This is a genomic window from Comamonas sp. B21-038 (genome assembly GCF_022387135.1).
GTDB lineage: Bacteria > Pseudomonadota > Gammaproteobacteria > Burkholderiales > Burkholderiaceae_C > Comamonas > Comamonas sediminis.
Map to the genome: position 1 here is coordinate 2,329,116 of NZ_CP092462.1, position 23,896 is coordinate 2,353,011.

26 protein-coding genes are annotated in these 23,896 nt (G+C 63.1%); 6 read left to right on the plus strand and 20 right to left on the minus strand.

The features are described from left to right. Positions 1-13: 13 nt before the first annotated feature. The 11 genes from MJ205_RS10600 to MJ205_RS10650 form a co-directional block, all read right to left on the minus strand. On the minus strand, positions 14-931 hold the full coding sequence (locus MJ205_RS10600; RefSeq protein WP_239812400.1) for a helix-turn-helix domain-containing protein: 918 nt from the start codon (positions 929-931) through the stop codon (positions 14-16). After that, positions 928-1,689, minus strand: a complete 762-nt coding sequence (gene pilW, locus MJ205_RS10605; protein WP_239812401.1) for a type IV pilus biogenesis/stability protein PilW — start codon at positions 1,687-1,689, stop codon at positions 928-930. The genes MJ205_RS10600 and pilW overlap by 4 nt, the downstream gene beginning before the upstream one ends. 97 nt (positions 1,690-1,786) lie before the next feature. Continuing rightward, complete coding sequence (gene rlmN / locus MJ205_RS10610; protein ID WP_239812402.1) at positions 1,787-2,908, minus strand: 23S rRNA (adenine(2503)-C(2))-methyltransferase RlmN; 1,122 nt, start codon at positions 2,906-2,908, stop codon at positions 1,787-1,789. A gap of 59 nt (positions 2,909-2,967) precedes the next feature. Continuing rightward, positions 2,968-3,393 carry a nucleoside-diphosphate kinase gene (gene ndk / locus MJ205_RS10615; RefSeq protein ID WP_021027513.1) on the minus strand — a complete coding sequence of 142 codons (426 nt, stop codon included), beginning with the start codon at positions 3,391-3,393 and terminating at the stop codon, positions 2,968-2,970. 79 nt (positions 3,394-3,472) lie between these two features. Beyond that, a complete protein-coding gene (locus tag MJ205_RS10620) occupies positions 3,473-4,930 on the minus strand; it encodes a pseudouridine synthase (protein ID WP_239812403.1) in 1,458 nt (485 codons plus the stop codon). After that, positions 4,920-5,798, minus strand: a complete 879-nt coding sequence (scpB, locus tag MJ205_RS10625) for an SMC-Scp complex subunit ScpB (protein WP_239812404.1) — start codon at positions 5,796-5,798, stop codon at positions 4,920-4,922. The genes MJ205_RS10620 and scpB overlap by 11 nt, the downstream gene beginning before the upstream one ends. Before the next feature lie 198 nt (positions 5,799-5,996). Next, a complete protein-coding gene (locus MJ205_RS10630) occupies positions 5,997-7,064 on the minus strand; it encodes an RluA family pseudouridine synthase (protein ID WP_446715068.1) in 1,068 nt (355 codons plus the stop codon). After that, a complete protein-coding gene (locus tag MJ205_RS10635; RefSeq protein ID WP_239812405.1) occupies positions 7,064-7,909 on the minus strand; it encodes a peptidoglycan DD-metalloendopeptidase family protein in 846 nt (281 codons plus the stop codon). The genes MJ205_RS10630 and MJ205_RS10635 overlap by 1 nt, the downstream gene beginning before the upstream one ends. Before the next feature lie 11 nt (positions 7,910-7,920). After that, positions 7,921-8,721 carry a protein-L-isoaspartate(D-aspartate) O-methyltransferase gene (locus MJ205_RS10640; RefSeq protein ID WP_394681916.1) on the minus strand — a complete coding sequence of 267 codons (801 nt, stop codon included), beginning with the start codon at positions 8,719-8,721 and terminating at the stop codon, positions 7,921-7,923. After that, entirely contained in the window at positions 8,718-9,497 is a 780-nt protein-coding gene (surE, locus tag MJ205_RS10645; RefSeq protein ID WP_239812406.1) for a 5'/3'-nucleotidase SurE, read from the minus strand. The genes MJ205_RS10640 and surE overlap by 4 nt, the downstream gene beginning before the upstream one ends. 203 nt (positions 9,498-9,700) lie before the next feature. Next, positions 9,701-10,636, minus strand: a complete 936-nt coding sequence (locus MJ205_RS10650) for a LysR family transcriptional regulator (protein ID WP_239812407.1) — start codon at positions 10,634-10,636, stop codon at positions 9,701-9,703. A gap of 391 nt (positions 10,637-11,027) precedes the next feature. Here MJ205_RS10650 and MJ205_RS10655 point away from each other — a divergent pair, with 391 nt between their 5' ends. From MJ205_RS10655 to MJ205_RS10670, 4 genes are read left to right on the plus strand one after another with little or no spacing between them, the layout of a single operon-like run. Continuing rightward, complete coding sequence (locus MJ205_RS10655; RefSeq protein ID WP_239812408.1) at positions 11,028-11,561, plus strand: 2,4'-dihydroxyacetophenone dioxygenase family protein; 534 nt, start codon at positions 11,028-11,030, stop codon at positions 11,559-11,561. 24 nt (positions 11,562-11,585) lie between these two features. Next, positions 11,586-12,830, plus strand: coding sequence for an MFS transporter (locus MJ205_RS10660; protein ID WP_239812409.1), 1,245 nt, complete (start codon positions 11,586-11,588; stop codon positions 12,828-12,830). Continuing rightward, positions 12,830-13,909 (plus strand): 2,3-butanediol dehydrogenase, encoded by a 1,080-nt coding sequence (locus MJ205_RS10665; RefSeq protein ID WP_239812721.1) that lies wholly within the window; start codon positions 12,830-12,832, stop codon positions 13,907-13,909. The genes MJ205_RS10660 and MJ205_RS10665 overlap by 1 nt, the downstream gene beginning before the upstream one ends. Positions 13,910-13,918: 9 nt before the next feature. Continuing rightward, positions 13,919-14,635, plus strand: a complete 717-nt coding sequence (locus MJ205_RS10670) for an SDR family NAD(P)-dependent oxidoreductase (protein ID WP_239812410.1) — start codon at positions 13,919-13,921, stop codon at positions 14,633-14,635. A 105-nt stretch (positions 14,636-14,740) separates the two neighbouring features. On the opposite strand, the gene MJ205_RS10675 is transcribed toward MJ205_RS10670, so the two are convergent. The 8 genes from MJ205_RS10675 to MJ205_RS10710 form a co-directional block, all read right to left on the minus strand. Beyond that, complete coding sequence (locus MJ205_RS10675) at positions 14,741-15,757, minus strand: aldo/keto reductase (RefSeq protein WP_239812411.1); 1,017 nt, start codon at positions 15,755-15,757, stop codon at positions 14,741-14,743. 69 nt (positions 15,758-15,826) lie between these two features. After that, a complete protein-coding gene (locus MJ205_RS10680) occupies positions 15,827-16,783 on the minus strand; it encodes a Gfo/Idh/MocA family oxidoreductase (protein WP_239812412.1) in 957 nt (318 codons plus the stop codon). 77 nt (positions 16,784-16,860) lie between these two features. Continuing rightward, positions 16,861-17,727, minus strand: a complete 867-nt coding sequence (locus tag MJ205_RS10685) for a class III extradiol dioxygenase subunit beta (RefSeq protein WP_239812413.1) — start codon at positions 17,725-17,727, stop codon at positions 16,861-16,863. A 1-nt stretch (position 17,728) separates the two neighbouring features. Continuing rightward, positions 17,729-18,166: a protocatechuate 4,5-dioxygenase subunit alpha gene (ligA, locus tag MJ205_RS10690; protein WP_239812414.1), complete on the minus strand. Its 438-nt coding sequence runs from the start codon at positions 18,164-18,166 to the stop codon at positions 17,729-17,731. A gap of 76 nt (positions 18,167-18,242) precedes the next feature. Further along, positions 18,243-19,163 (minus strand): amidohydrolase family protein, encoded by a 921-nt coding sequence (locus MJ205_RS10695; protein WP_239812415.1) that lies wholly within the window; start codon positions 19,161-19,163, stop codon positions 18,243-18,245. A 10-nt stretch (positions 19,164-19,173) separates the two neighbouring features. Continuing rightward, the gene (gene ligK / locus MJ205_RS10700; RefSeq protein WP_239812416.1) at positions 19,174-19,857 is read right to left on the minus strand and encodes a 4-carboxy-4-hydroxy-2-oxoadipate aldolase/oxaloacetate decarboxylase; all 684 of its coding nucleotides are present in this window, start codon (positions 19,855-19,857) and stop codon (positions 19,174-19,176) included. A 29-nt stretch (positions 19,858-19,886) separates the two neighbouring features. Then, positions 19,887-20,915 (minus strand): amidohydrolase family protein, encoded by a 1,029-nt coding sequence (locus tag MJ205_RS10705; protein ID WP_239812417.1) that lies wholly within the window; start codon positions 20,913-20,915, stop codon positions 19,887-19,889. A gap of 69 nt (positions 20,916-20,984) precedes the next feature. After that, positions 20,985-22,103, minus strand: a complete 1,119-nt coding sequence (locus MJ205_RS10710; RefSeq protein WP_239812418.1) for a 4-oxalomesaconate tautomerase — start codon at positions 22,101-22,103, stop codon at positions 20,985-20,987. Positions 22,104-22,364: 261 nt separating this feature from the next. Between MJ205_RS10710 and MJ205_RS10715 the strand changes: the two genes are divergently transcribed. Beyond that, positions 22,365-22,898, plus strand: a complete 534-nt coding sequence (locus MJ205_RS10715) for a hypothetical protein (RefSeq protein WP_239812419.1) — start codon at positions 22,365-22,367, stop codon at positions 22,896-22,898. A 169-nt stretch (positions 22,899-23,067) separates the two neighbouring features. Here the strand turns inward: MJ205_RS10715 and MJ205_RS10720 are convergent, their stop codons facing one another. Then, positions 23,068-23,370, minus strand: a complete 303-nt coding sequence (locus MJ205_RS10720; protein ID WP_239812420.1) for a DUF883 family protein — start codon at positions 23,368-23,370, stop codon at positions 23,068-23,070. Between the two features lie 233 nt (positions 23,371-23,603). On the opposite strand from MJ205_RS10720, the gene MJ205_RS10725 reads away from it, so the two are divergent. After that, positions 23,604-23,858, plus strand: a complete 255-nt coding sequence (locus MJ205_RS10725) for a hypothetical protein (RefSeq protein ID WP_239812421.1) — start codon at positions 23,604-23,606, stop codon at positions 23,856-23,858. The last annotated feature ends 38 nt before the right edge of the window (positions 23,859-23,896 follow it).

Sequence of the window (23,896 nt, forward strand, 5' to 3'; positions counted from 1 at the left end):
TCTCTTCTTGCACTTAATTCACCTCAAAACGGGCGGTGCTGCCCTTGGTCACTTTTTTCAGATCAAAAACCGACCCGCGCAGCTGCATCTCCACACCCACCGCATTGCCCACGATGAGCTTGAGGGGCGGCGTGGCCGCGATATCTTCGGTCGCGCCGGCACGGATGGTCTTCTCAAACACCACCTTGCCACTGGCTTCCTTGACCTGCACCCAGCTGTCCTGGCTAGCCTTGAAATGCAACAATGGCGCGCCTTCTGCAGGAGCAGCCGCCACCGGGGCTGTAGCGGCTGGGCTAACCGGGCCTGCCAGCGCAGCAGTGCCACCCACTTCGGCGGGGCCATTGGCCGGCGCCTCGGGCACCGGATCGGTCGAGCTACCACCCAGCGCGACCGACTCGGACTGGTCAGCCACGCCGGCGACGTTGTTGGAGCGCACAGGCGCGGGGGCAGAAGCGGCGGCCCGGCTCTTCCAGTAGTCTGCCAACTGCGGATAGAACAGCACCCCGACGGTCGCCACGATCAGCAGCACGACCACCCCCATCCAGGGGAAGGGCTTGCTGCTGGGGAAGTCATTTTTCTTGCTCTGCGCCGGGCCCACGGCCACGCGGGTCTTGACGCTTTCCACGCCTGGGCTCAGGTCCTTGCCAGGCGGCTTGGGCAGCTGGGCCAGCACGGGCGCGGGATCGATCTTGAGCACACGGCACACGGCAGAGGCCAGCGCGCGCACAAAGACCACATCCGGGAAGGCGCTCCAGTCGCCCGCTTCCAGCGCTTCGAGCTTGTGGACGGACACCTTCAGGTGCGCTGCCACGGCGGGCAGGTGGTAGCCCAGCTCCTCGCGCGCATGGCGCAGCATCTCGCCCGCGCTGAGGGGTGCACCCGTGGCTGCATGGTTTGCGTTGGTTGCTTCTTGGATATCAGACTCGATCACAGCACGCCTCCACCAGCAATACGTGCCGCCTCTTTGGAGTCGGGGAAACGCTTTTGCAATTGGGCTGCCAGCGAACGCGCGCTCGCTCCATCACCCAGGGCTTTTTCAATTTGAATACCGAGGAACAAGGACTCGGAATTGGCCAGCTCGCCATTGTTGAGGCGGCGGATATAGAACTGGGCGCGGCGCGGGTCGCCACGCTGGTTCATCAGCTTGGCCAAATTGAAGCTGACTACCGGGTTGCCCGCATCGTACTCATAGGCCTTGAGCAAGCTCGCCTCGGCCTCGGCAGGCTTGCCGGCGGCCTCGTGGCACAGGCCCTGCGCCATCAAGGTCTTGGCTTGTTGAAAATACTGGCGCTGCACCAGAGCCTGGTTGAAGTAGCGGTCTGCCGCGTCGTATTTTTTCTCTTGGCAGAGCAACCAGCCATGGTTGTGCATGATGTTCGCATCAGTGGGCTTGAGCGACTGTGCCTTGCTGAAGCTCTCGTCGGCAATGTCCGGCTCGCCCAACTGCATGTAGATGAGCCCGCGCATGTTGTAGGCATCGCCATTGGAAGGATCCAGCGCCAGCACCTGCTTGATCTCGTCGAGCGCGATCGTGGCGCGGCCGGTCTGGAAATAGCTCGCTGCCAGTTCCAGCCGGATGCGTGCGCGCCGGTGGATCTCGCTCTCATCGGATTGCGTGACATAGGCGGCATCCTCGCGGGCCGTGTTACTGGCGGTACCGCAGCCCGACAAACCACCTATCAGGGCCAAGCCTAAAAAGGTGGCAGCCGTGAGGCGATGCACCCTCGGTTGCCCTGTTGTCACAGCCTCTTGCATGCACACCCTCCTCAAACTGATTGGACTATTTCTAGACTTGTGCCAGCGGTATGACCCGGTTCTTGGCCATGCGCTCCGCCGCTTTGGTGCGGTCTTTCACATCGCCAGCGAGCTGGCCACAGGCCGCATCGATGTCATCGCCCCGGGTCTTGCGCACGGTGGTCACCACACCGGCATCCGAGAGCATCTTGGCAAATTCGGTCACCCGGTTGGCAGGTGATCGTAACAGACCCGATGCCGGAAAAGGGTTGAATGGAATCAAATTGAACTTGCACCATGCCCCGCCGTTGCCCGCATACTCTCGCACCAGTGCTATCAATTGCTGGGCATGCTCGGGTTGGTCGTTGACGCCATCGAGCATGCAGTACTCAAAGGTAATGAAGTCACGCGGCGCAAACTCCAGGTAGCGGCGGCAGGACTGCATCAGCTCGTCGAGCGGGTATTTCTTGTTCAGCGGCACCAGGGCATCGCGCAGGGGATCGTTGGGTGCATGCAGCGAGACCGCCAGAGCCACCGCACAGTCCTGCGACAGGCGATCCATCATCGGCACCACACCTGAGGTGGAAACGGTGACGCGGCGGCGCGACAGGCCATAGCCATGGTCATCGAGCATGGTGCGCAGCGCGGGCACCAGGGCCGTGTAATTTTGCAGGGGCTCGCCCATGCCCATCATCACCACATTGGAGATGATGCGCTCATCGCGCCCCAGGCGCTTGCGCAGCGCGTGTTCGGCAAACCACAGCTGCGCCATGATCTCGCCGGTGGTCAGGTTGCGGCTGAAGCCCTGGTGCCCCGTCGAGCAAAAGCGGCATCCCACCGCGCAACCTGCCTGCGAAGAGACGCACAAGGTGCCACGGTCATCTTCGGGAATGAATACGGATTCGACGGCATTGCCGTCACCCACGTCGAACAGCCACTTGACCGTTCCGTCGGAGGACACATGCTCGGTGATCACGGGCAAGGCCGTGACATGGGCCGTGCCCTTGAGTTTTTCGCGCAGGGACTTGGCCAGATCGGTCATCTGGTCGAAATCGGCTGCACCGCGCTGGTGGATCCAGCGAAAAAGCTGCGTGGCCCGGAAGCGCTTCTCTCCCAGCCCTTCGCAAAAGGCGGTCAAACCAGCCAAATCAAAATCAAGCAAATTGGTGGTCATGGATATACGCTCGGGCCACTTACCTATGCCACGCGGCCTGAAGGCCGCGCACAAGTCAATTAACGGGAGTAAACGTTCATGCCGGGGAAGAAGAACGCCACTTCCACAGCAGCGGTCTCAGCGGCGTCGGAGCCGTGCACGGCGTTGGCGTCGATGCTGTCAGCGAAGTCAGCGCGGATCGTGCCCTTGTCGGCCTTCTTGGGGTCGGTAGCGCCCATCAGCTCACGGTTCTTCAGGATGGCGTTTTCGCCTTCCAGAGCCTGGATCATCACAGGACCGGAGATCATGAAGTCCACCAGATCCTTGAAGAAAGGACGGGCAGCGTGCACAGCATAGAACTGCTCAGCGTCTTGACGCGACAGTTGCACCAGCTTGGCGGCCACGATCTTCAGGCCAGCAGCTTCAAAGCGTGCGTAGATTTGACCGATAACATTCTTAGCCACTGCATCGGGCTTGATGATCGAGAGGGTACGTTCGATTGCCATAATAAATTTCCTGTTGATGGTTTTTTTGCTCTGAAAGCAAACCTTTGATTGTACGGTGTCCTGGAAGTCAGCGGCGTGACTACGACCTTCCACCGCGCTTGAATCCGCCACCGCTCTTGCGTTGGCCCTGGCGCTGACGCGTCAGGCTGTCATGACCGATGTAGCCCAGCGAGGTCTTCATCGGATCGGGCTGGGTATTGCGCTTCTCGGGTGCCTTGCGCAAGCCGCCACCGCGGGTGTTCTTGGCCGGGCCGACCGATGGGCGCGGGCCGTTGTGCTGGGGACGGTTGTCACTGCGCCCTCCCCGGCCAGCCGCATTCTGCTCACGGGGCTTGCGCTCGACCACACCGCCGGCAGCCACCGTCAGCGCCTGGATGTCGCGCTGATCGAGCTCCACCCAGGAGCCCCGGCGCAAGCCGCGCGGCAGCACCATGGCACCGTAGCGGATACGGATCAGGCGGCTGACCGCGTGACCGACCGACTCGAACATGCGGCGCACTTCGCGGTTGCGGCCTTCGGAGATGGTGACCCGGTACCAGCAGTTGGCGCCCTCGCCACCGCCATCGTCGATGGAGCCGAAGCTGGCCACGCCGTCTTCCAGGTTCACACCAGCCAGCAGCAAGGCCTTTTCTTCATTGGTCAGCGCGCCCAGCACGCGCACCGCGTACTCACGCTCCAGACCGAAGCGCGGGTGCATCAGGTTGTTGGCCAGCTCACCGGAGTTGGTGAACAGCAGCAGACCTTCGGTATTCAGATCAAGACGGCCAATGGACTGCCACTTGCCGTGCGAGACGCGCGGCAGCTTGCGGAACACCGTTGGGCGGTTCTGCGGATCGTCATGCGTTACCACCTCGCCCACTGGCTTGTGGTAGGCCAGCACGCGCGCTGGCGGCTGCTCGATGCGGAACGTGATCAGCTTGCCGTTCACACGGATCTTGTCACTGTGCAAAATGCGCTGACCCACGTGGGCCGGCTCATTGTTGACGGAGATGCGGCCTTCCAGAATCAGGCGCTCCATCTCCAGGCGCGAGCCCATGCCGGCCTGCGCCAGCAGCTTGTGCAGCTTGGGCGCTTCCACATGGGGCTGGAGCACGCGCTTGACCGGAGCCGGTGCATCCGAGTCTTCCGCCGCCTCCAGCGCGCCAGCCACCACGTCCTCGAATGCATAGCCTTCCGGCTCGGCATGGCGTTGCGGACGGCCCGCCGGACCGCGGCCACGGGCGGCAGGCGCATCGCCTTCTGCGCCCTGCGCATCACGCGGCTGTCCATCACGCTCACGGAAACGGCGAGCCCGGGCCGGGTAACGGCTCACGCGCTGCTCGCCATCACGGCGTGTACGAGGCTCGGCAGCCGGCTGCGCCGACCCTTCACCCTCGCCTTCGTGGGCCGCTGCCGCGTCGGCCGTATCTGCCGGCACGGCTTGCGCCGGCGCGGCACGCTTGCGCGGTGCACGGCGCTTTTCAGACGGCGCAGCACCTTCTTGCAAGACCTTATCTCCGTCCTGGGGCGCATTCATATCGCTGGTATCACTCATCATCTTTTTGCTTTTCTACCCCGCCTGCTGCGGAATTATGTGCATCGTCATCACGGACCAAAGGATCCGCATCTTTGTCTTCAACCCCGGCAGTGGCGGCATCCGCATCACCACCTGCCTGCGGGGACTCTGCCGCCGTCACGGCGGCCGCATCTTCATCATCAGCAGACCCAGCCTCAGGCAAAGTCTGCGCATCCTCTGCGTCTTCCAACGCCTCGCCATCGGCAACCGGCGCCGCCATGGCCATCGACTCGCCCACCAGCTCGAATGCCTCGGCATCCGCTGGCCCTGCGTCCTGCTGCTCGGCCTCGCCTTGCGGCGCCTCCAGCGGCAGGCTGTCAAACATCGCCTGCGTCTGGTTGCTGCTGTCCAGCTCGGGCAACTGGTCCAGCGACTGCAGGCCCAGATCATCCAAAAACTGCCGGGTGGTTGCCAGCAGCGCAGGCCGCCCGATGGTCTCCCGGTAGCCAATCACTTCCACCCAACCCCGGTCTTCCAGCTGCTTGATGATCAAGCTGTTGACCGTCACACCCCGGATATCTTCGATATCGCCACGGGTCACCGGCTGCCGATAGGCAATGATGGCCAAGGTTTCCAGAGTCGCACGCGAGTACTTGGGCGGTTTTTCCGGGTGCAGGCGATCGAGGTATTCGCGCATCTCCGGCCGGCTCTGAAAGCGCCAGCCCGATGCCACCTGCACCAGTTCCACCCCCCGGTGCGCCCAGTCCAGTTGCAGCTCCTGCAACAGCACCTTGAGCGTGTCCGTTCCCAGATCATCCGCAAACAATCCCCGCAGCTCACGCACGGTGATGGGCTGGGGCGCGCAGATCAGCGCAGTCTCCAGCACCCGTTTTGCTTCCAAAGTATGCATGCGATAAATCCCTGTTTTCACGCCAGCGCGCAGCTGCGTGTTGAGACAAAGGAATGCGTATCAAGAGGGCCGCGTTTGCATGGCCAAGATCACGGCGCAGGCATAAGCGCCCATAGCCGCCGGCACTGGGCGCCACCGATGCAGTGTGCAAACCGGGTGTTTGCGCTGGCTGAAAAACCAGACCTGCAGGGGCAGCGCTTAGGCCAATTCCGCCAAATTATACCGAAGATCCCAATTTTCCATCGCCGAGGTGATATCGGCGGGCGGCATCGCGAACCAGGACATGCTCTGGCCCGTGACCGGATGGACAAAGGCCAGCCGCAGCGCATGCAGGGCCTGGCGCTCCATGCCAGCCGCAGGCGTGCCGCCATAGAGCGTGTCGGCCAGCAGTGGGTGCTGGAGCGAAGCCATATGCACGCGGATCTGGTGGGTGCGCCCGGTATGCAGGCTGCAGAACACCGCGCAACCTTGCTGGCCATTGACCAGCAGGCGGATATCGGTACGCGCCGGTTTGCCTGGGTGCTGGGCCAGATCGACCGCCGCCATGCGCAGGCGGTTGCGCGGATCGCGGCCAATGGGCAGGCTGACCGAGGTCTGCGCCGCGCCCTGCCAGGGCTTGTGGCCCAGCGCCAGGTAGTTGCGGCGCACATCGCGTGCAGCGATCAGCTTGACCAGCGCGTCCATCGTCTGGCGCTCGCGCGCGACCACCATCAGGCCGCTGGTGTCCTTGTCCAGCCGGTGCACGATGCCTGCGCGCGGCAGCTGGGCCGCCTTCGCGTCGTGGGCCAGCAGCGCATTGAGCAAGGTACCACTCCAGTTGCCCGGCGCCGGGTGCACCACCATGCCGGCAGGCTTGTTGATGATGAGCAGGTGCTCATCCTGGTAGACCACGTCCAGCGGAATATCCTGCGGCAAGAACGCCTGGCTTTGCTGTGTGGGGCGCAGCTCGACCACCGCCTGGTCACCGGCCTTGACCTTGGCACTGGGCTTGAGACCGGATTTGCCATTGACCAGCACTGCGCCTTGCAGCAGCAAGGCCTGCAGATAGCTGCGCGAGAACTCCGGCACCCACAGCGCCAGCGCCTTGTCCAGGCGCATGCCGTGCGCATCCACGCCAGCGGTGACCGTCCGGCTTTCCCAGCTCTGCGACTCGACCTCCGCCGGCTCTTCATCCCCTTCTTGCGGCGCCAGCGCAGCGTCGTCCAAATGGGAAAAGCCGACATCGTCGGCGGGCGGCGATGTCGGCTTCAATGAAGGACCTGGCATCAGCGGGAAGGCAGGTAGCGCGATGGATCGACCGGCTTGCCCTGGCGGCGCACCTCGAAGTGCAGCTTCACGCGGTCGGCGTCGGAGCTGCCCATCTCGGCAATCTTCTGGCCCTTCTTGACGACCTGGTCGTCCTTGACCAGCAAGGTTTGGTTATGGGCGTAGGCGGTCAGGTAGGTGTTGTTGTGCTTGATCAGAATCAGGTTGCCGTAGCCGCGCAGGCCGGCCCCCGAGTAGATCACGCGGCCATCGGCGGCTGCCACGACGGGGTCACCCGCCTTGCCACCGATGTCCAGACCCTTGTTGCGCGCGTCGTCAAAGCCCGCAATCACGGCGCCCGACGAGGGCCAGATAAAGCCCAGGTTGCCATCGGCTGCAGCGGGTGCAGACGCTGCAGCAGCAGGCGCCGGGGCCGGTGCAGGCGTCGCCGCTGGCGTGTTGGCGCCGGTTACTGCAGGTGCGGTAGCTGCCGGGGCAGCGGTGGCGGTGGCCGTGACCGGTGGCACCACGCGCAGCACCTGACCCACTTCGATGACATTCGGATTTTCCAAATTGCTCCAGCGCGCGATGTCACGCCAGTTCTGGCCGTTGTCGGCGGCAATGCGCATCAAGGTCTCGCCCGGCTTGACGGTGTAGTAACCAGGCTTGCCCGCGTTTTCGGCACCCGGCAGGGTTGCTGGATCAATGCGGTTCGGGGTGGCCGTGGTCGACGTCGGTGCGCGACCTGCCGACAAGCCCCGATCTTCCACGGGCGCTTGGTTCAGCGATGTACTACCGCATCCTGCCAGCACCATGGCTGCCACCACACTGGCACCCCACGTCAAAACACCACGTGAATCCAACATACCTATCCTTCTTAACCAAGCCCCGATTTTAGGGGCACGAAATGAACATGCTCCAGAACCGTGCGCTGAAACCCATCAGCACTGCGGTCCACGACGAGCAAAACCTGTTGCTGGCCCGGTCCCATCACCGGGGCCACGAGCCGGCCGCCTTCCGCCAGCTGGTCGCACCATGCCTGCGGGACGGAATCCCCACCAGCCGCTGCGATGATCCCGGCGTAAGGCGCACCCTTCTCAAAACCCAGCATGCCATCGCCCAGGATCAGGTGCACATTGGCCAGCCGCAAAGGCCGCAGGTTGACCCGCGCCTTTTCATGCAACGCACGCAGCCGCTCAATGGTATACACCTCCTTGGCCATCAGGCTCAAAACCGCCGCCTGGTAGCCGCAGCCGGTGCCAATCTCCAAAATGCGCCCCAGCCCCATTTTGCCTGCCGGAGATTGCAGCAGCAGCTCGCACATCCGTGCCACCACGCTGGGCTTGGAGATGGTCTGCCCTAATCCTATAGGCAAACTGGTGTCTTCATAGGCTTGAACGGCCAGTGCACTGTCAACAAACTGGTGGCGCAGCACCGAATTCATCACCTTCAGCACCCGGGTGTGCTCCACCCCCGATGCGGCCAGGCGCTGCACCATGCGCAAGCGCGCCGATGTGAAATCCACGCTTTCGGGGCCGAGCGATTCACGCACGGCCATCGGCACCGGTGACAGCTCCGCCGGCAGCCTGGCCCATTGCCGGTGCACGCTGCTCGCCTGGGGCTTGGTGCTCACAGGCAGGGCACCACGGGCAGGAAAGCCGGGCTTGCGCAAGGTCACCCTGGCACCTCCAGGTCGTTGCTGCGCAAACTGGTGGCCGTCTGCGCCCAATAGGCCAGGCTCTCATGGTCGGTCAAATCCACCTTCAGCGGTGTCACCGCCATATGGCCTGCCGCCGTCGCATGGAAGTCGGTGCCCTCTGCATCATCCATGGCCAGGCCGGCATTGCCGATCCAGTACATGGTCTCGCCCCGGGGGCTGGTCTGGGTGATGACTTTCTCTGCCGCATGCCTGCGCCCCAGGCGGCACAGCTTGAGGGGCTTGATCTGCGCAAACGGCAGATTGGGAATATTGATATTGAGCAGCCAGGGCTTGAGCGTGACGAGCTTGGAGGCCTCGAACTGCTGCACCAGCTCGCAGGCCTTTTTGGCGGCTGACTCCAGCTCGCCCCAACCCTTGTCGATCTGGGAGAAGGCCATCGCCGGGATGCCGAACAGATAGCCTTCCATCGCAGCGCCCACGGTGCCCGAGTAGATGGTGTCATCGCCCATATTGGCACCGTTATTGATGCCGGAGATGACCAGATCAGGCCTATAACCCAATAGCCCCGTCAGCGCGATATGCACGCAGTCCGCCGGCGTACCATTGACGTAGCGGAAGCCATTGGCGGCACGCTGCACGTACAACGGCGAATGCAAGGTCAGCGCATTGGATTTGGCACTGTTGTTGTGTTCTGGTGCGACCACCTCGACATCGGCCACTGCCTGCAATGCATCATGCAACGCCACGATGCCGGGCGCTTGATAACCATCATCGTTACAAAGCAGTATCTTCATGTCATTGAACCAGTTGCACTGCATTGTAGGGGTGCCAACACAGAACCCGAGCGGAGTGTGGCAGCAAAGCGACCTGCAGGCCCTTCGGCGCCCGCAGCCCATGGCGCGCAAGGGCGCCTTGTCAAGCCTCCGCATTGTAGTGAGCGCGGCGGCACTGACTCCGTGCAGCAGTGCATTTGCTACACAAATTTACGATGAAGCGCCTAGGCCAGCGGCTCACCTGCAGCATTCGCAGCCAGTTCGGCCTTTTTGCACACCTGGGTGGCCAGCTCATGCAGCACAGCAGCTGTGCAGCGCAGCAACGGTGTGGCCTTGCGCTTGGCCGATTGGGCCATGAACAGAGGGATCATCACCGCAGGCGTCTCGATCGGTGCCACGACGAGTTGGTCACCCACTTCATGCCCGTCAAGGGCGCTGCGCGTCAACGCAGCATACCCATAGCCGCCGCGCACCAGGTCCAAAATGGCAGGAACACTGGACACCTCCCAGACAACATTGAGTTTGACCTGGGAGAGCCTGGCCTGTGCTTCCATCAGCTTGCGGAAGATTTGGCCGTACTGGGGCATGATCAGCGGAAACGCAGACAGTCCCTCAAAGCCCAGCGTCCCCAGCCCTCCCAGCGCGGAGGCGGGGCCCACCAAACACAGCCGCTCCTGAAGCACTGGCGTGGTTTCAATATGGGGATGGGGTTCGGGTGCATAGACCAGACCCAGATCCATGCGCCCGGAGGCCAGCCATTCGGCCATCTGCACCGAGAAGCCTTCGACGATGGCGATGCGCGCCTTGGGCATCGTGCAGCTGAAGGCATCGATCAGTGGCAAGGTCAAACGCCGGGCCAGGCTCGGGGGCAGGCCCACGACGATGCGGCCTACCGGTTCATTGCGCTCGCAACCCAGATCCTCCTTGGCTTGGGCCACATGCTGCAAGATCGCATGGCTATGTTCGAGCAACCGGCGCCCTGCCTCCGTCAAGGTCACACCCCGCCCGGTACGGATCAGCAGCGTCTCGCGCAGTTCCATCTCGAGCGCCCGCACCTGACGGCTCAGTGCCGGCTGCGCTGAATCGGACAACATCGCCGCTTTGCTGAAACTGCCGGTCTCGGCAACAGCGACAAAAGTTTCGATTTGCTGCAAATTCATAGCCACCCTCTTTAGTGCATTGAATATTAATAATTTTTAGCTATTATTATGCCATTTTGCTATAGCTGCTAGCTATACGGGCACCTAGGTCGTTGGGGACATCTTCCACAGAATGAAGTTTCACATCCCCCACACATAGAGCCAAGGAGACCCTGCATGCCGTTCCCCCCCACCACCGCCTGGCCAGGCATTGCGTCTCCGCGCTGTCTCAGTCGGAGTTGGACGCGCAAACCTGACAGACACCCCTCCCCCAGACAGTGACGGCAGCGTCTTCGGCTGCCCTGCCCCCCGCTCTCCGGTGACCTTCATCAGTCCGGGCTGCATCCGCTTGGCGCCATCGCCAGCCTTGCCCTCTTTCCATTTCCTATTCCGCTATTCAAGGAGCACAACCATGGTCGAAAAAGCCAGCAGCGAGTTTTGGCAAAGCCTCAGCCCCATCGCCAACCCCTTCATGCCCGATGCACTGCCAGAGGTGTACACCCCCAACGCCGTGCCCGAAGACGAACGCCTGTATGTGCCGTTCACCGACACCGTGTTCTCGCGGCCTCTCTGGATCTCGCCATCCCAGAACAAGTGGTGCGACATCCTGATGGCCAAGCAAGCCGGCCTGGTCAACCGCCACTACCACCCCCATGAAGTCTTTGCCTACACGATCTCCGGCAAATGGGGCTATCTGGAGCATGACTGGACAGCGACCAAGGGCGACTTCGTCTACGAGACGCCCGGAGAAGGCCATACCTTGGTGGCGTTCGACCATCCCGAACCCATGCGGGCCTTCTTCATCGTCAAGGGTCCGCTGATCTGGCTGGACGAGCAGGGCAAACCGGACGGCTACTTTGATGTCCATTCCTACATCGCCATGTGCAAGGCCCATTACGAAAAAGTGGGTCTGGGCGCCGAAGCCGTGGAAAAGCTCTTCCGCTAACGGCCACCGACTCTGGAGAACACCATGCACCCAACCCCCTCTCGCTCCTTGTGGACCTACGAGAATCGGCTGTTGCTGATCCTCTTCCTGACCTTTGGCTTTGTCTTCTTTGACCGCCTGGCCCTGTCGTTTCTGTTCCCGTTCATGCAGGATGAGCTCGACCTGAGCCAAACCCAGCTGGGCATGATCTCATCGGCCCTGGCGCTGACTTGGGCCATCTCCGGGGCCATCGCAGGTGCCTGGTCCGATTCGCGCTCCAAGCGCAAGGCGCTGCTGGTGGTGTCCGTGCTGGGGTTTTCCATCTGCTCGGCCATGTCCGGGCTGGTGGGCGGCTTCGTCAGCTTGCTGGTGTTCCGCGCGCTGATGGGCCTGGCTGAAGGGCCGGTGCTGCCCATTGCCCAGTCTTTGATGATCCAAAGCTCCACCCCAGCGCGGCGCGGCCTGAACATGGGCCTGCTGCAGGGCTCGTCTGCGGGCCTGATTGGCGCAATGATTGGCCCGCCCGTGGTCATTGGTCTGGCCACGAATTTCGGCTGGCGCGTCGCCTTCTATGTCACTGTCATTCCTGGCATTTTGATCGCCCTGTCCATCTGGCGCTGGGTCCATGAGCATCCAGGCCAAGCCCCAGCGGCCACCCAGGCCAAGGCGCCTGCCATCAACCGCTGGGCGCTGCTGCGGGAGCGCAATGTATTGCTGTGCATGCTGATCAGCTGCTTCTTCCTCACCTGGTTCATCATCATCATCTCGTTTGCACCCACCTTCCTCGTCAAGTACCGCGAGTTCTCGGCCGCTGACATGGGCTTTGTGATGAGCTGCCTGGGCGCCGCCTGGGTATTCTGGGGCTTTGCGGTGCCAGCCATCTCCGACCGCATCGGACGCAAACCCACCCTGGTCATCTTTGCGCCGATTGCGGCACTGTGCCCCATCGCCTTGATCTACGGTGACTCCGTCCTCGCACTGGGTATGGTGGTGTTCTTCACCTATACCGGCCTGGGCTGTTTCACGCTCTTCATGGCCACCGTCCCCGCAGAAACCGTTCCGCCCCAAGTGCTGACGGGCGCGCTCGGTCTCATCATGGGCGCGGGCGAACTGGTAGGCGGCTTCCTCGCCCCCACGATTGCGGGCTTTGCGGCAGACCATTACGGCCTGCCCGTCGCAATGTGGATGTCGGCAGGCGGCGCATTGATCGCCGGTGCGCTTGCGCTGGGTTTGAAGGAAACCGCACCGCTGGTGCTGCAACGCCGTGCGGCGGCAGGAGCAACGCCATGATGCGCGCACTGCGCTGGCACAGCGCCCAGGACCTGCGCGTGGAGCAGATCCCGACCCCGAAGCCCGGACCTCAGGAAGTACGCATCGCCGTGCAATACTGCGGCATCTGCGGCAGCGATCTGCACGAATTCGAATCGGGGCCGCATGCTATCCCCGTTGGCACCCCCCACGCAGTCTCGGGCCGTACCGCGCCACTGACCTTGGGCCACGAGTTCTGCGGCACGGTGGTCGAGCTGGGGAGCGCGGTCAGCAGCCTGCAGGTGGGCGACCGCGTCGCGGTGGAACCCGAATACCGCTGCAGCCACTGCGCCTACTGCCGCAGCGGCGCCTACAACCTCTGCGCCGATATGGGCTTCGCCGGGCTGATGGGCGATGGCGGCATGGCCGACTTTGCCGTGGTGCCCAGTTATATGCTGCACCGCCTGCCCGAAGGGGTAAGCCTGGAGCAGGCTGCCGTGATGGAGCCCGCCGCCGTCGCACTGCATGCGCTGCGCCGCAGCCAGCTGCCGGCTGGCGGCAGCTGCGCCATCTTTGGGCTGGGCCCCATCGGATTGCTGCTGGTCCAGCTCGCCAAACTGCAGGGAGCAGGCACCATCATTGCGGTGGATGTATCGCCGCAGCGCCTTGAAATGGCACGACAGGCTGGTGCCAGCCTGGTCATCGACGGCAAGGGCCTCACTCCTCGCGCCTTGCGGCACACCATTGCCTCGGCCACCGACGGCTTGGGCGTGGACACCAGCTTTGAGGCCGCAGGTCTGCAAGCCACCTTTGAAGGGGCGTTGCGCGCACTGCGCAAAGGCGGAAACATGGTCATGGTCGGCCTGATGTCCGAGGCCCGCCTCGACGCATTCGACGCCGTCAACCGCGAGTTGAGCCTGGTCGCCAGCGTCGGTTACCGCGATGTCTACCAAGAGCTGATGGGCCTCATCGAAGCGGGCCGCTTCGACCCCACCTCGATCATCACGAAGACGGTTCCGCTGGAGCACGCAGTCAGCGAAGGCTTTGCAGCACTGGTGCAGGACCGTTCGCAGATCAAGATTCTGGTCAGCCCGCCGATGGGCCGCAACCACAAGCGTTAGGACACCGCAATGAACAACTCCCAGGAACAAAGAACCATCCTCGTAACTGGAGGCACTTCCGGCATCGGTGCAAGCACGGCGCTGCATTTTGCCGAGGCCGGCGCCTCCGTGCTTGCGCTGGGGCTGGATGCGCACGGGCGGCATGCCCCGCGCCATCCCCGCATCCGGTGCATCGAGCTGGATGTCTGCGACAGCGGCCAACTGCAGCAGACCATCGCCGCGCTACCCCGACTCGATGCGCTGATCAACGCAGCAGGCATCAGCCGGCATGCGCAGGAGTACGAACCGGAGGCCTTCCTGCAAGTGCTGCACACCAACCTCACTGCGGTCATGCGGGCATCGATGGCCGCAGCCCCACGCCTGTTGCAAAGCAGCGGCTGCATTGTCAACGTGGCCTCGATGTACAGCTATTTCGGCAGCAAGGACCGCCCCGCTTACAGCGCCAGCAAGGGTGGCATCATGCAACTGACGCGCTCCCTTGCACAAACCTGGGCGCATGAAGGCGTGCGCGTCAATGCGGTAGCGCCCGGCTGGATCGCTACGCCGCTGAGCGAGGGGCTGATGGCCGACCCAGCCGCCTCGGCAACGATTCTGTCCCGCACCCCGCTGCAGCGCTGGGGCCAGGCCGCCGAAGTGGCGGCAGTCATCGGGTTTCTGTGCTCGCCAGCGGCATCTTTTGTCAACGGTGCCGTCATCCCCGTCGATGGTGGTTATCTGACCGTGTAACAGCAGTCCAGGATGGGCTACAGGCAGCCAAAGATGGCAGAGCCTGCAGGCAGCGTGATCTGCCTCAGGCTCTGCGTACGCTACCAGCCGTCTATCAGCCTGGCATCAGCGCTGCTCAAACGCATATTTCTCGGTATCCACCTCGCGCTGCGAGGCCAGCGCATAGCGGTCACCACGGATCGCCTCGGGTGCAAACAGCGCGTCAAGCTCGGCCAGCAACGCAGCATCCAAGGCCACCTGGCCACCGCGCAGATTTTCATGCAGGTGATCGATACGGGTGGTGCCTGGCAATGCCACCACATGCTCGCCCTGGTGCAGCACCCAGGCAATGGCCAGTTCGGCCAGGCTGCAGTCCGCGCGCTTCGCAATGGCTTGCATGGGGGCCAGCAGCCGCAGATTCGCTGCATAGGCCTCGGGCTGAAAGCGTGGCATGCCGGCACGGATGTCTCCTGGCACCCAGGTGGTGTCAGCGGGCAATTTGCCCGACAGAAAAGCCCGGCCCATCGGACTGAAGGCCACATAGGCAATGCCCAGTTCGCGGCTGGCCTGCAAGGTGCCCAGCTCGGCATTGCGCGACCACAGCGAATACTCGCTCTGCAAGGCTGCAATCGGGTAAGTGGCATGGGCACGGCGCAAGGTGTCGACACCGACTTCTGACACACCCAGCGCCCGCACCTTGCCCTCCTCCACCAGGCGCGACATTTCACCGACCGACTCTTCGATCGGCACCCGGGGATCCCAGCGGTGCAGGTAATACAGGTCGATGACATCGGTCCCCAGGCGCTTCAGGCTGTCTTCGCAGTTGCGGCGCAATGTTCTGGGATGGCCATCGATCACACGGCGCATGGCGCCATCGTCCCCTCGCTCGCCAGCCATGCCGCCCTTGCTGGCCAGCGTGATCCGGCTGCGGTGGGGCCTGAGGATCGGCCCCACCAACGACTCATTGGCGCCAAAGCCATACAGCGCTGCGGTATCGAACAGGTCGACGCCAGCATCCAGCGCTGCATGCAGCAGCGCCTGGGATTGCTCGGCCGTGGCCGGGTGGCCATAGGCATGGCTCAGGTTCATGCATCCCAGCGCGACGGGACCAACCTGGAAGGGGCCTATAGAACGCTCACTCATCATCTCTCCTCAAAAACCAAACCGCCCGCTGAAACTTGTGCGGGCGGTCAGCGGCGGCTTGGGTGGATATTACTGCAGCTGCTGCTCCAATGCATGCAGAACCTGGTAGCAAGGCAGTACCTGGGAGATGCTCGAGCGCGGTTGGCGGCCCTCCCGGATCGCCGCAAAAAACTCACGGTCCTGCAGTTCAATGCCATTCATCGATACATCCACCCCGGATACATCGATGGCCTCATCCTTGCCATTGACCAGCCCATCGTAGCGGGCCACATAGGTCCCTGTATCGCCGATATAGCGAAAGAAGGTTCCCAAAGGACCATCGTTGTTGAACGACAGGCTCAACGTGCAGATGGCGCCGTTGGCGGCTTTGAGCACGATGCCCATGTCCATCGCAATGCCCAGCTCCGGGTGCAGCGGCCCCTGCACCGCATTGGCCTGGACAATGGGGCTGGCTGCCTGGTGGGCGAACAGATCCACGGTGTGGGCCGCATGGTGCCAAAGCAGATGGTCCGTCCAGCTGCGCGGCTGGCCCAACGCATTCATATTGCTGCGCCGGAAGAAGTAGGTCTGCACATCCAATTGCTGGAGTTTGAACCTGCCCGCCTGCACCCGTTGCTGAACCCACTGGTGGCTGGGGTTGAAGCGGCGGGTGTGCCCGCACATGGCCACCAATCCACTGGATTTTTGCAGGGCCACCACGGCCAGCGCATCCTCGAGCCGGTCGGCCAGCGGAATTTCGACCTGCACATGCTTGCCGGCCAGCAGACACTGGCGGGCCTGGCTGGCGTGCATCTGCGTGGGCGTGCACAGAATGACCGCATCCACCTCCGGTCGCGCCAGGCTGTCCTGCAGATTGGTGGCCACATGCCCAATCCCATACTGCTCGGCCAGCTCGCGCGCCTTGGACAGATCCGGGTCGACAAGGGAGACGACTTCCGCCCCGGGGATCTGGCGGATGCCCTCAAGGTGTTTGAGGCCGAAGGCGCCCGCTCCTGCGAGCGCCACTTTGAGCTTGCGAAGTGTCATGACATCCTCCAGAAAGTCTGGGTGCCCCAGAGAGCGCCGGGGCGATACATACCGAAAATCAGCGGCATAAGTGTTTTTCAACCGTTCTCTAGAATCAGGTGACCCACAGCGGTGTTGGAGGCCGGCACGTGGTAGAAGCGGTGTTTGACCGTCGGCGTTCTCGCCGGGTCATCGACATCCGCCATGGCACCCCGCGCAATCAGCCACATGACCAGCTCGATGCCTTCCGAGCCTGCTTCACGTACATAGTCGATATGGGGTACCTTGGCCAAGGTCGCAGGGTGATGGACGAGCTGGTCCAGAAAGCAGTTGTCCCATTCCTGGTTGATCAGCCCCGCGCGTGCACCTTGCAGTTGGTGGCTCATGCCTCCCGTCCCCCAGATCTGAACATTGAGGTCCTCGTCAAAGCTCTCCACGGCTTTGCGGATCGAACGGCCCAGGTTGAAGCAGCGTTGGCCCGAAGGCACCGGGTACTGCACCACATTCACCGCAAAGGGAATCACCGGACAAGGCCAGGCTCCGTCCACCGGCTGCTCTCCGCACATCAAAGACAGCGGAACCGTCAGCCCATGGTCCACGTCCAGTTGGTTGACGATGGTCAGGTCAAAGTCCTGCTGGATCACCGACTGCGCAATATGGGATGCCAACTGGGGATGCCCCACCACCTTGGGCACGCGGCGCGGCCCCCAGCCTTCATCGGCGGGGAAGTACTCGGCCCCGGTCCCTATCGCGAAGGTGGGAATGAGATCCAGGCTGAAAGCCGTGGCGTGGTCGTTGTAAATCAGAAAAATGACATCGGGCCGGTTATCGCGCATCCACTGGCGCGAGTATTCATAGCCTTTGAAAAGCGGCTGCCAATAAGCCTCCTGGGTCTTGCCCTGGTCGATGGCCACGCCAATGGCGGGCACGTGCGACGTAAATACCGATGCGCTGATGCGTGCCATGTCAGACACCCTCCTTGCCGGCGCCTGCGCCTGTGGTCTGGGCGGGTGTGCCCGCTGCCTCATGCATGAACCGGTTCCCCTCCACCGACCGACCACCGGCCACCATCATCGCGCGGTAGGCCTCCTCGCTCATCCCCGTCATGGATCCGGCCATCTGCTGAAAGCTCTTGCCGTCGGTGGCGCCAATCTTGGCGAGGAAATAGATATTGCCCCCGGTGCGTATGCACCAGTTCAGGTCCCGGGCCATCACCGCCTGCCTTTGCTCCTCGCTCATCTCCCATTCTTCCAGATAGGCGCGCTCGTCTGCTTTGAAACGCGCGCGGTTTTCAGGCTTCATCAAAGACATGCAAAACTGGTTGAGCCAGTACCCTTTGCGTGACTGGTCGGCATCAAAAATAACGGTGCCGGGCACATCGAGATAGGGTTTTTCCAATGCCATATTTATCTTTCCAAGTTTGTTATTGATTCCTGGCCTGCACGGAGGCAGCCAACCCAAGACAAGTGCATCTCTGGATTTACGCGTCCTCGGGCCAATACAAGCGCAGCGGGTTGTCCACCAGCAACTGCTGCCGCAGGGCGGGCGTGGGGGCGATCTGGCTGATGAAATCCACCAGCAGACCGTCATCGGGCATGTGGTCCTTCAGATTGGGATGGGGCCAGTCCGTGCCCCAAAGCACGCGGGTGGGAAAGGCCTCGACCACCCGGCGCGCAAAAGGCACGACATCCTGGTAGGCGCGCTGTTCACCCTGCAGCGCCTGCGGGCCCGTCAGCGACAGCCGCTCCGGGCAGCTGACCTTGCACCAGACGTTGTCATGCGCCTGCATCAGTTGCAGAAACAGACCGAACTCGGGCCCATGCGCGGGCTTGCTGACATCGGGCCGCCCCATGTGGTCGACCACTACAGGGGTGGGCAGGCGGCTGAAGAAGTGCCACAAATCTGGCAGGTCTTCCGCTTCAAAATAGACCACCACATGCCAGCCCAGGTCAGCGATGCGCTCGGCAATCTCCTGCAACTCATCTTGCGGCGTCACGTCCACCAGCCTTTTGACAAAATTGAAGCGCACGCCCCGCACGCCGGCCAGGTGCAGCGCTTCCAGCTCCCGGTCGCTGACGTCGCGCCTGACCGTGGCCACGTCCCGGGCCCTGCCTTCCGAGGCCTTGCAGGCATCGACCATCGCCCGGTTGTCCGCACCATGGCAGGTGGCTTGCACGATCACATTGCGCGAGAAGCCCAGATGGTCGCGCAACGCAAAAAGCTGCTGCTTGCTCGCGTCGCAAGGGGTGTACTTGCGCTCTGCGGCAAAGGGGAACTCTGCCGCCGGGCCAAACACATGGCAATGCGCATCCACCGCACTTGGCGGCAATACCAAGCGCGGCTTCGCGGGCTTGGGATGCCAGTCCAGCCAGCCGGGGGTTTTAGGGGGGAGTGACTGCATGCTGCGCTCCTCAGTCGATGTAGCGCAAGCCGGAGCCGGCCAGCGGGCCGCGCATCTGGTACAGGTCCAGACCCAGTACCCCGGCAGCGAGCTGGGCCCGTTTGCTGCGCTCGAGCCGCTCACGCTCCAAGCCGGTCTCCAACGTGGTAACGGCCCTGTCCGCAGGGACGCAGACCACCCCATCGTCATCGGCCACGATCACATCCCCAGGGGTCACCCACATGCCGGCACACACAATCGGGATATTGACGGAGCCTAACGTCGCCTTGATCGTGCCCTTGGACGACACGGTGCGGCTCCAAACAGGAAAGCCCATGTCCTGCAAGGTCTTGGTATCGCGCACACCCGCGTCAATGACCAGGCCCCGCGCGCCGCGCGCCTGGAAGCTGGTGGCCAGCAGATCGCCAAAATAGCCATCGCTGCATGGGGAGGTCACCGCCGCTACGACGATGTCGCCAGGCTGGATTTGCTCGGCGGCGACATGCAGCATCCAGTTGTCGCCCGGCTGCAGCAACACGGTGACGGCCGTCCCGGAAACTTGCTGACCCGTTGCGATGGGGCGCAGCGCTGGCTGCAGCAGCCCCACCCGCCCCAAGGCCTCGTGCACGGTAGCCGATCCCAAGCAGGCCAGCCCGTCGGCAGCCGCACGATCCGCACGCTGGATATGGCGGTACACAACGCCGAGTTCATACATAAGCATTTCCTTGTCTGTGGGCGGGCGCTTTACCGCCCTTGGTTGCGAAGTACGGCATCCAGACGCGGAAACACGCGGCGCGCGTTGCCCTCGTACACCTGGCGACGGTCTTCCTCACTGAGGTAAGGCGTGGCCTCGATATAGCGTTTGGTGTCGTCGAAGTGGTGGCCGGTCAGCGGATCCATGCCGCGCACCGCGCCGACCATCTCGCTGGCAAACAAAATGTTCTTCGTCGGAATGACACGGGTCAGCAGGTCAATGCCGGCCTGGTGGTAAACGCAGGTATCGAAAAACAGGTTGTTCAGCAGATGGGTCTCCAGCGGTGGCGTGTTCAGCGCCTGCGCCAAACCCCGAAACCGCCCCCAGTGGTAGGGCACGGCCCCGCCGCCGTGGGGAATCACGAACCGCAGCGTCGGAAAGTCCTGGAACAATGCGCTGTTCAGGCACTGCATGAAAGCCGTGGTGTCGGCATTCAGGTAATGGGCGCCAGTGGTGTGAAAGCAGGCGTTGCAACTGGTGGAGACATGCACCATCGCGGGAATGTCGTACTCCACCATCTTTTCGTAGATCGGGTACCAGAAGCGGTCGGACAGCGGCGGGGCCGTCCAGTGCCCGCCGGAGGGATCAGGGTTCAGGTTGATCGCCACATTGCCGTAGTGCTCGACGCAGCGGACCAGCTCGGTGATGCAGCTGCGGGGATCGACGCCGGGGGACTGCGGCAGCATCGCTGCAGGCACGAAGTGCTCGGGGAACAGTTCGCTGACGCGAAAGCACAGCTCATTGCAGACCTCGGCCCAGGCACTTGAAGTGTCGAAATCCCCGATGTGGTGGGCCATGAAGCTGGCACGTGGACTGAAAACGGTCAGGTCCAGCCCCCGCTCCCGCATCAGCCTGAGCTGGTTGTTCTCGATCGTCTCGCGGATTTCGTCGTCGCTGATGCGCAGATCGGTGGCGGCAGGTGCCTTGCGCGGGTCCCGCAGGCCGGCCATCTGCAGATCGCGCCACTGGCCCAAGGCTGCCGGTGCAGTGGTGTAATGGCCATGTACATCAATGATCATGCGGAATGTCTCCTTGCGTGTAGGGGGGTGTAGGCGCGGGCCGTTCGGCGGCGCCCGGTGCGAGCCGCCTCATGCGGGCCCTTTCCAGACGGTGCTGGGCACCATCACCTCGCCGCGCATCAGCACGCGGGCCGTGCGCAGCAGGGCCACCTTCGGCAACGCGGGGTTCTGCGCCGCTGCATCGCTGAGGTTCATCGCCAGCGCCCCGGAGGGATGCTCGATCGACAGCCGCTCGGTGCCAGGACCTGGACAGCGCACCGCCAGTCCGTCGCAGACCGTACCGGGCAAGGTGATGGCCGTGGCAACGGTAACGGCGGCCAATACGCCAATGCTCTCGTGGCAGACATGGGGAATGAAGCTGCGGGTGGTCAGCGCGCCACCATGGCGGGGCGGCGCGATCATCGTCATCTTGGGATAGCTCTTGGCGCTCACATCGCCCAGGCCCATCGCGACGGCGGCCTGCAGGCGCAGCGCTTCCACCCGGCGGCGCAGATCCATGTGGGCATCCAGCTCGGCAACCGTCTCATAGCCGGTCGCGCCGACATGGGCAGCCTCGAAGATGACCAGTGGCATGCCGTTGTCGATACAGGTCGCATCGAGAATGAACGGCGCAAACCCCGCACCCCGGACGTTGAAGCGGTCGCGCGGATTGCCGGTCGGCAGCAAGCGCTTGCAGACCGAGCCGGCCGTCTCCAGAAAACGGACCTCGATCGGTGCTGCGCTGCCGGGCACGCCATCGATATGCGCATCACCAAGCTCGGCGAGCTGGCCCTTGTCCAGCGGAACCGTGATCTCTGTACGCATGCCGGTATTGCGGCTCAGCACGCAGTAGGTGGCGCGATCGCCGCGGGGCTGCAGCATGCCGGTCTCCAGCGCAAATGGCACCGCTGCGGCCAGCATATTGCCGCAATTGGGGCGGGTATCGACGGCATCCCGGTCGGGCTGCACCTGGGCAAACAGAAATTCCAGGTCCACCCCGGGCTGCGTCGACAGGCTGACGATGCCGATCTTGCTGCTCAGCGGATGCGCCCCGCCCAGGCCATCGATCTGCCTGCGGTCGGGCGAGCCCAGCGCGGCCAGCAGCACCCGGTCGCGGGTGGCCACATCGTCGGGCAGATGGGCGGCGTTGAAGAACGGCCCCTTGGAGGTGCCGCCTCGCATCAGCAGACATGGAATGGCCGTTGGCATGCATTTCTCCCGGTGTGGTCTCGTGCCATCCATTCTGGAGAGAGACATGCCAAAGAGCCACGTACGCGCCCGCCTAGCAGCTATAACCTCTGAGCATATCTAAGCCAAGCCCCGGGGCCGCGCCAGAACACGCTGCCATCGGCGCCGGCAGGTGCTTTGCGGGTCCCGGCTGCGGCGCGGCCATGAATACTGTCCCGTCCTACGGGCGCTGCAAGCGAGCACCTTCAATGCGGTGCAGGCCGCGCCGATAGCATCGGAACCATGTTTATCCACCGTTTGAACACCGCCATTTTCCTGAGGGCCGGCACCATGGCGATCACGGCCGCAGCACTGACCACGGCCACCAGCGTCTCGGCGATGAGCGCCGAAGAGGCACGTGCAGAAACCCAGCGCATCGCGTTGCAGTATGAGCAGACGATGGCGCACTGCCGCACGCTGCAGGGCAATATGCGTGAGATATGCGAAGAGGATGCCAAAGGCAGCCGGCGCGTGGCGCAGGCCGAGCGCGATCTGAAGCTGCAAGGGGGCGCCGAGCACGAATACCAGGTGAGGCTCGCCCGGGCCCAGGCGGACTACCGCGTCGCCCATGAACGCTGCAACGACATGCGCGGAGAGGCGGTGAAGGTTTGCAAGCGAGACGCGGAACAGGCCTACCTGCGCGCGCAGCAGGATGCACGCATTCGCCAGGTGGAAGCGCCTCCTGCGGTCTCGACCGACTCCACGTTGGCACCCCTGCAGACACCTCCGCAGGCGCCGCTGGACAGCGCAGCACCGCTGCCGCCGCCCGCACGCTGATGCAGCGGCCGCGCGGCTGCGATGGTATGGGCGCGATGGATCAGATGACGATGTGAAAGAAAACCAAAAGCCCCTGGCTGATGCACCCCTTGAAGAGGGCATCGGCCAGAGGCCTTTGTTCTACACGCAGGGAAGCGCAATGGCCTCCGTCCGATCACTGCCTACCGATCTAGCGCCGGCAGACTGCATAGCCCAGCACCACCCCGATGGCCAGGGCTGCGCCCGCAAACCGCCAGGGCTCATCATGCGCATATTTGTCCGTGCAGGCAGCAGTGTGTTTGGTCTGGGCAATCGCGCGGGCGGCCGAATCCTTGGCGATCCCCATCCCTTCGTCCATGCGCTCACGGATGCGCTTGATTTCCGGGATGGCGTCGAGCTCCTTGACCGACAGCAGCGACCGCACATCGTCCACCAGCTTGTCGACATCGCCCTTTACATCCGACAGGCTGACCTGGTGCTTTTTGAAGAACATGCTTTTTCCTTTCTTGTGCGCACGTCCACAACGTGCTTCGGTCATTACCTTATCCAAAGCCATGCACCGGCCATGTAGGAATGCGGCCCGCCTGCATGTGCTGACCGCAGCACAACGCAGCGCCAGATACAGTTGCCGCATTGCCGTACATGGACTGAGATAGGTTTTCCTACAGGGGCAGGAAGGCTGATGGGCGACGATGGTGGCACAGCGGCCCCGCTGTTGGAGGACCTATGAAAGACAAAGAACTGAAGAACCCCCCGCCCAGTGAAGAAACCCAGATCAACACCACCCGCAAGCAGCATCCCCAGGATCCGGGCGTCCACGCCAAGATGCCCCATGAACGGGACCAGTCTGTCGGAGAGGTGAATCCCGAGCCTTCCCCGCCGATTGAACAGGCGCACCAGGACCTGAAAGACGGTTTGGTGGACACCGATGAGCGGGCTGCTGACGGGCGTCCCAAGGGCAGCAAAAAACCCACTGCCTAGAGCTTCAGAGGAGAGAATGAAGCTCCAAAGAGGCACTG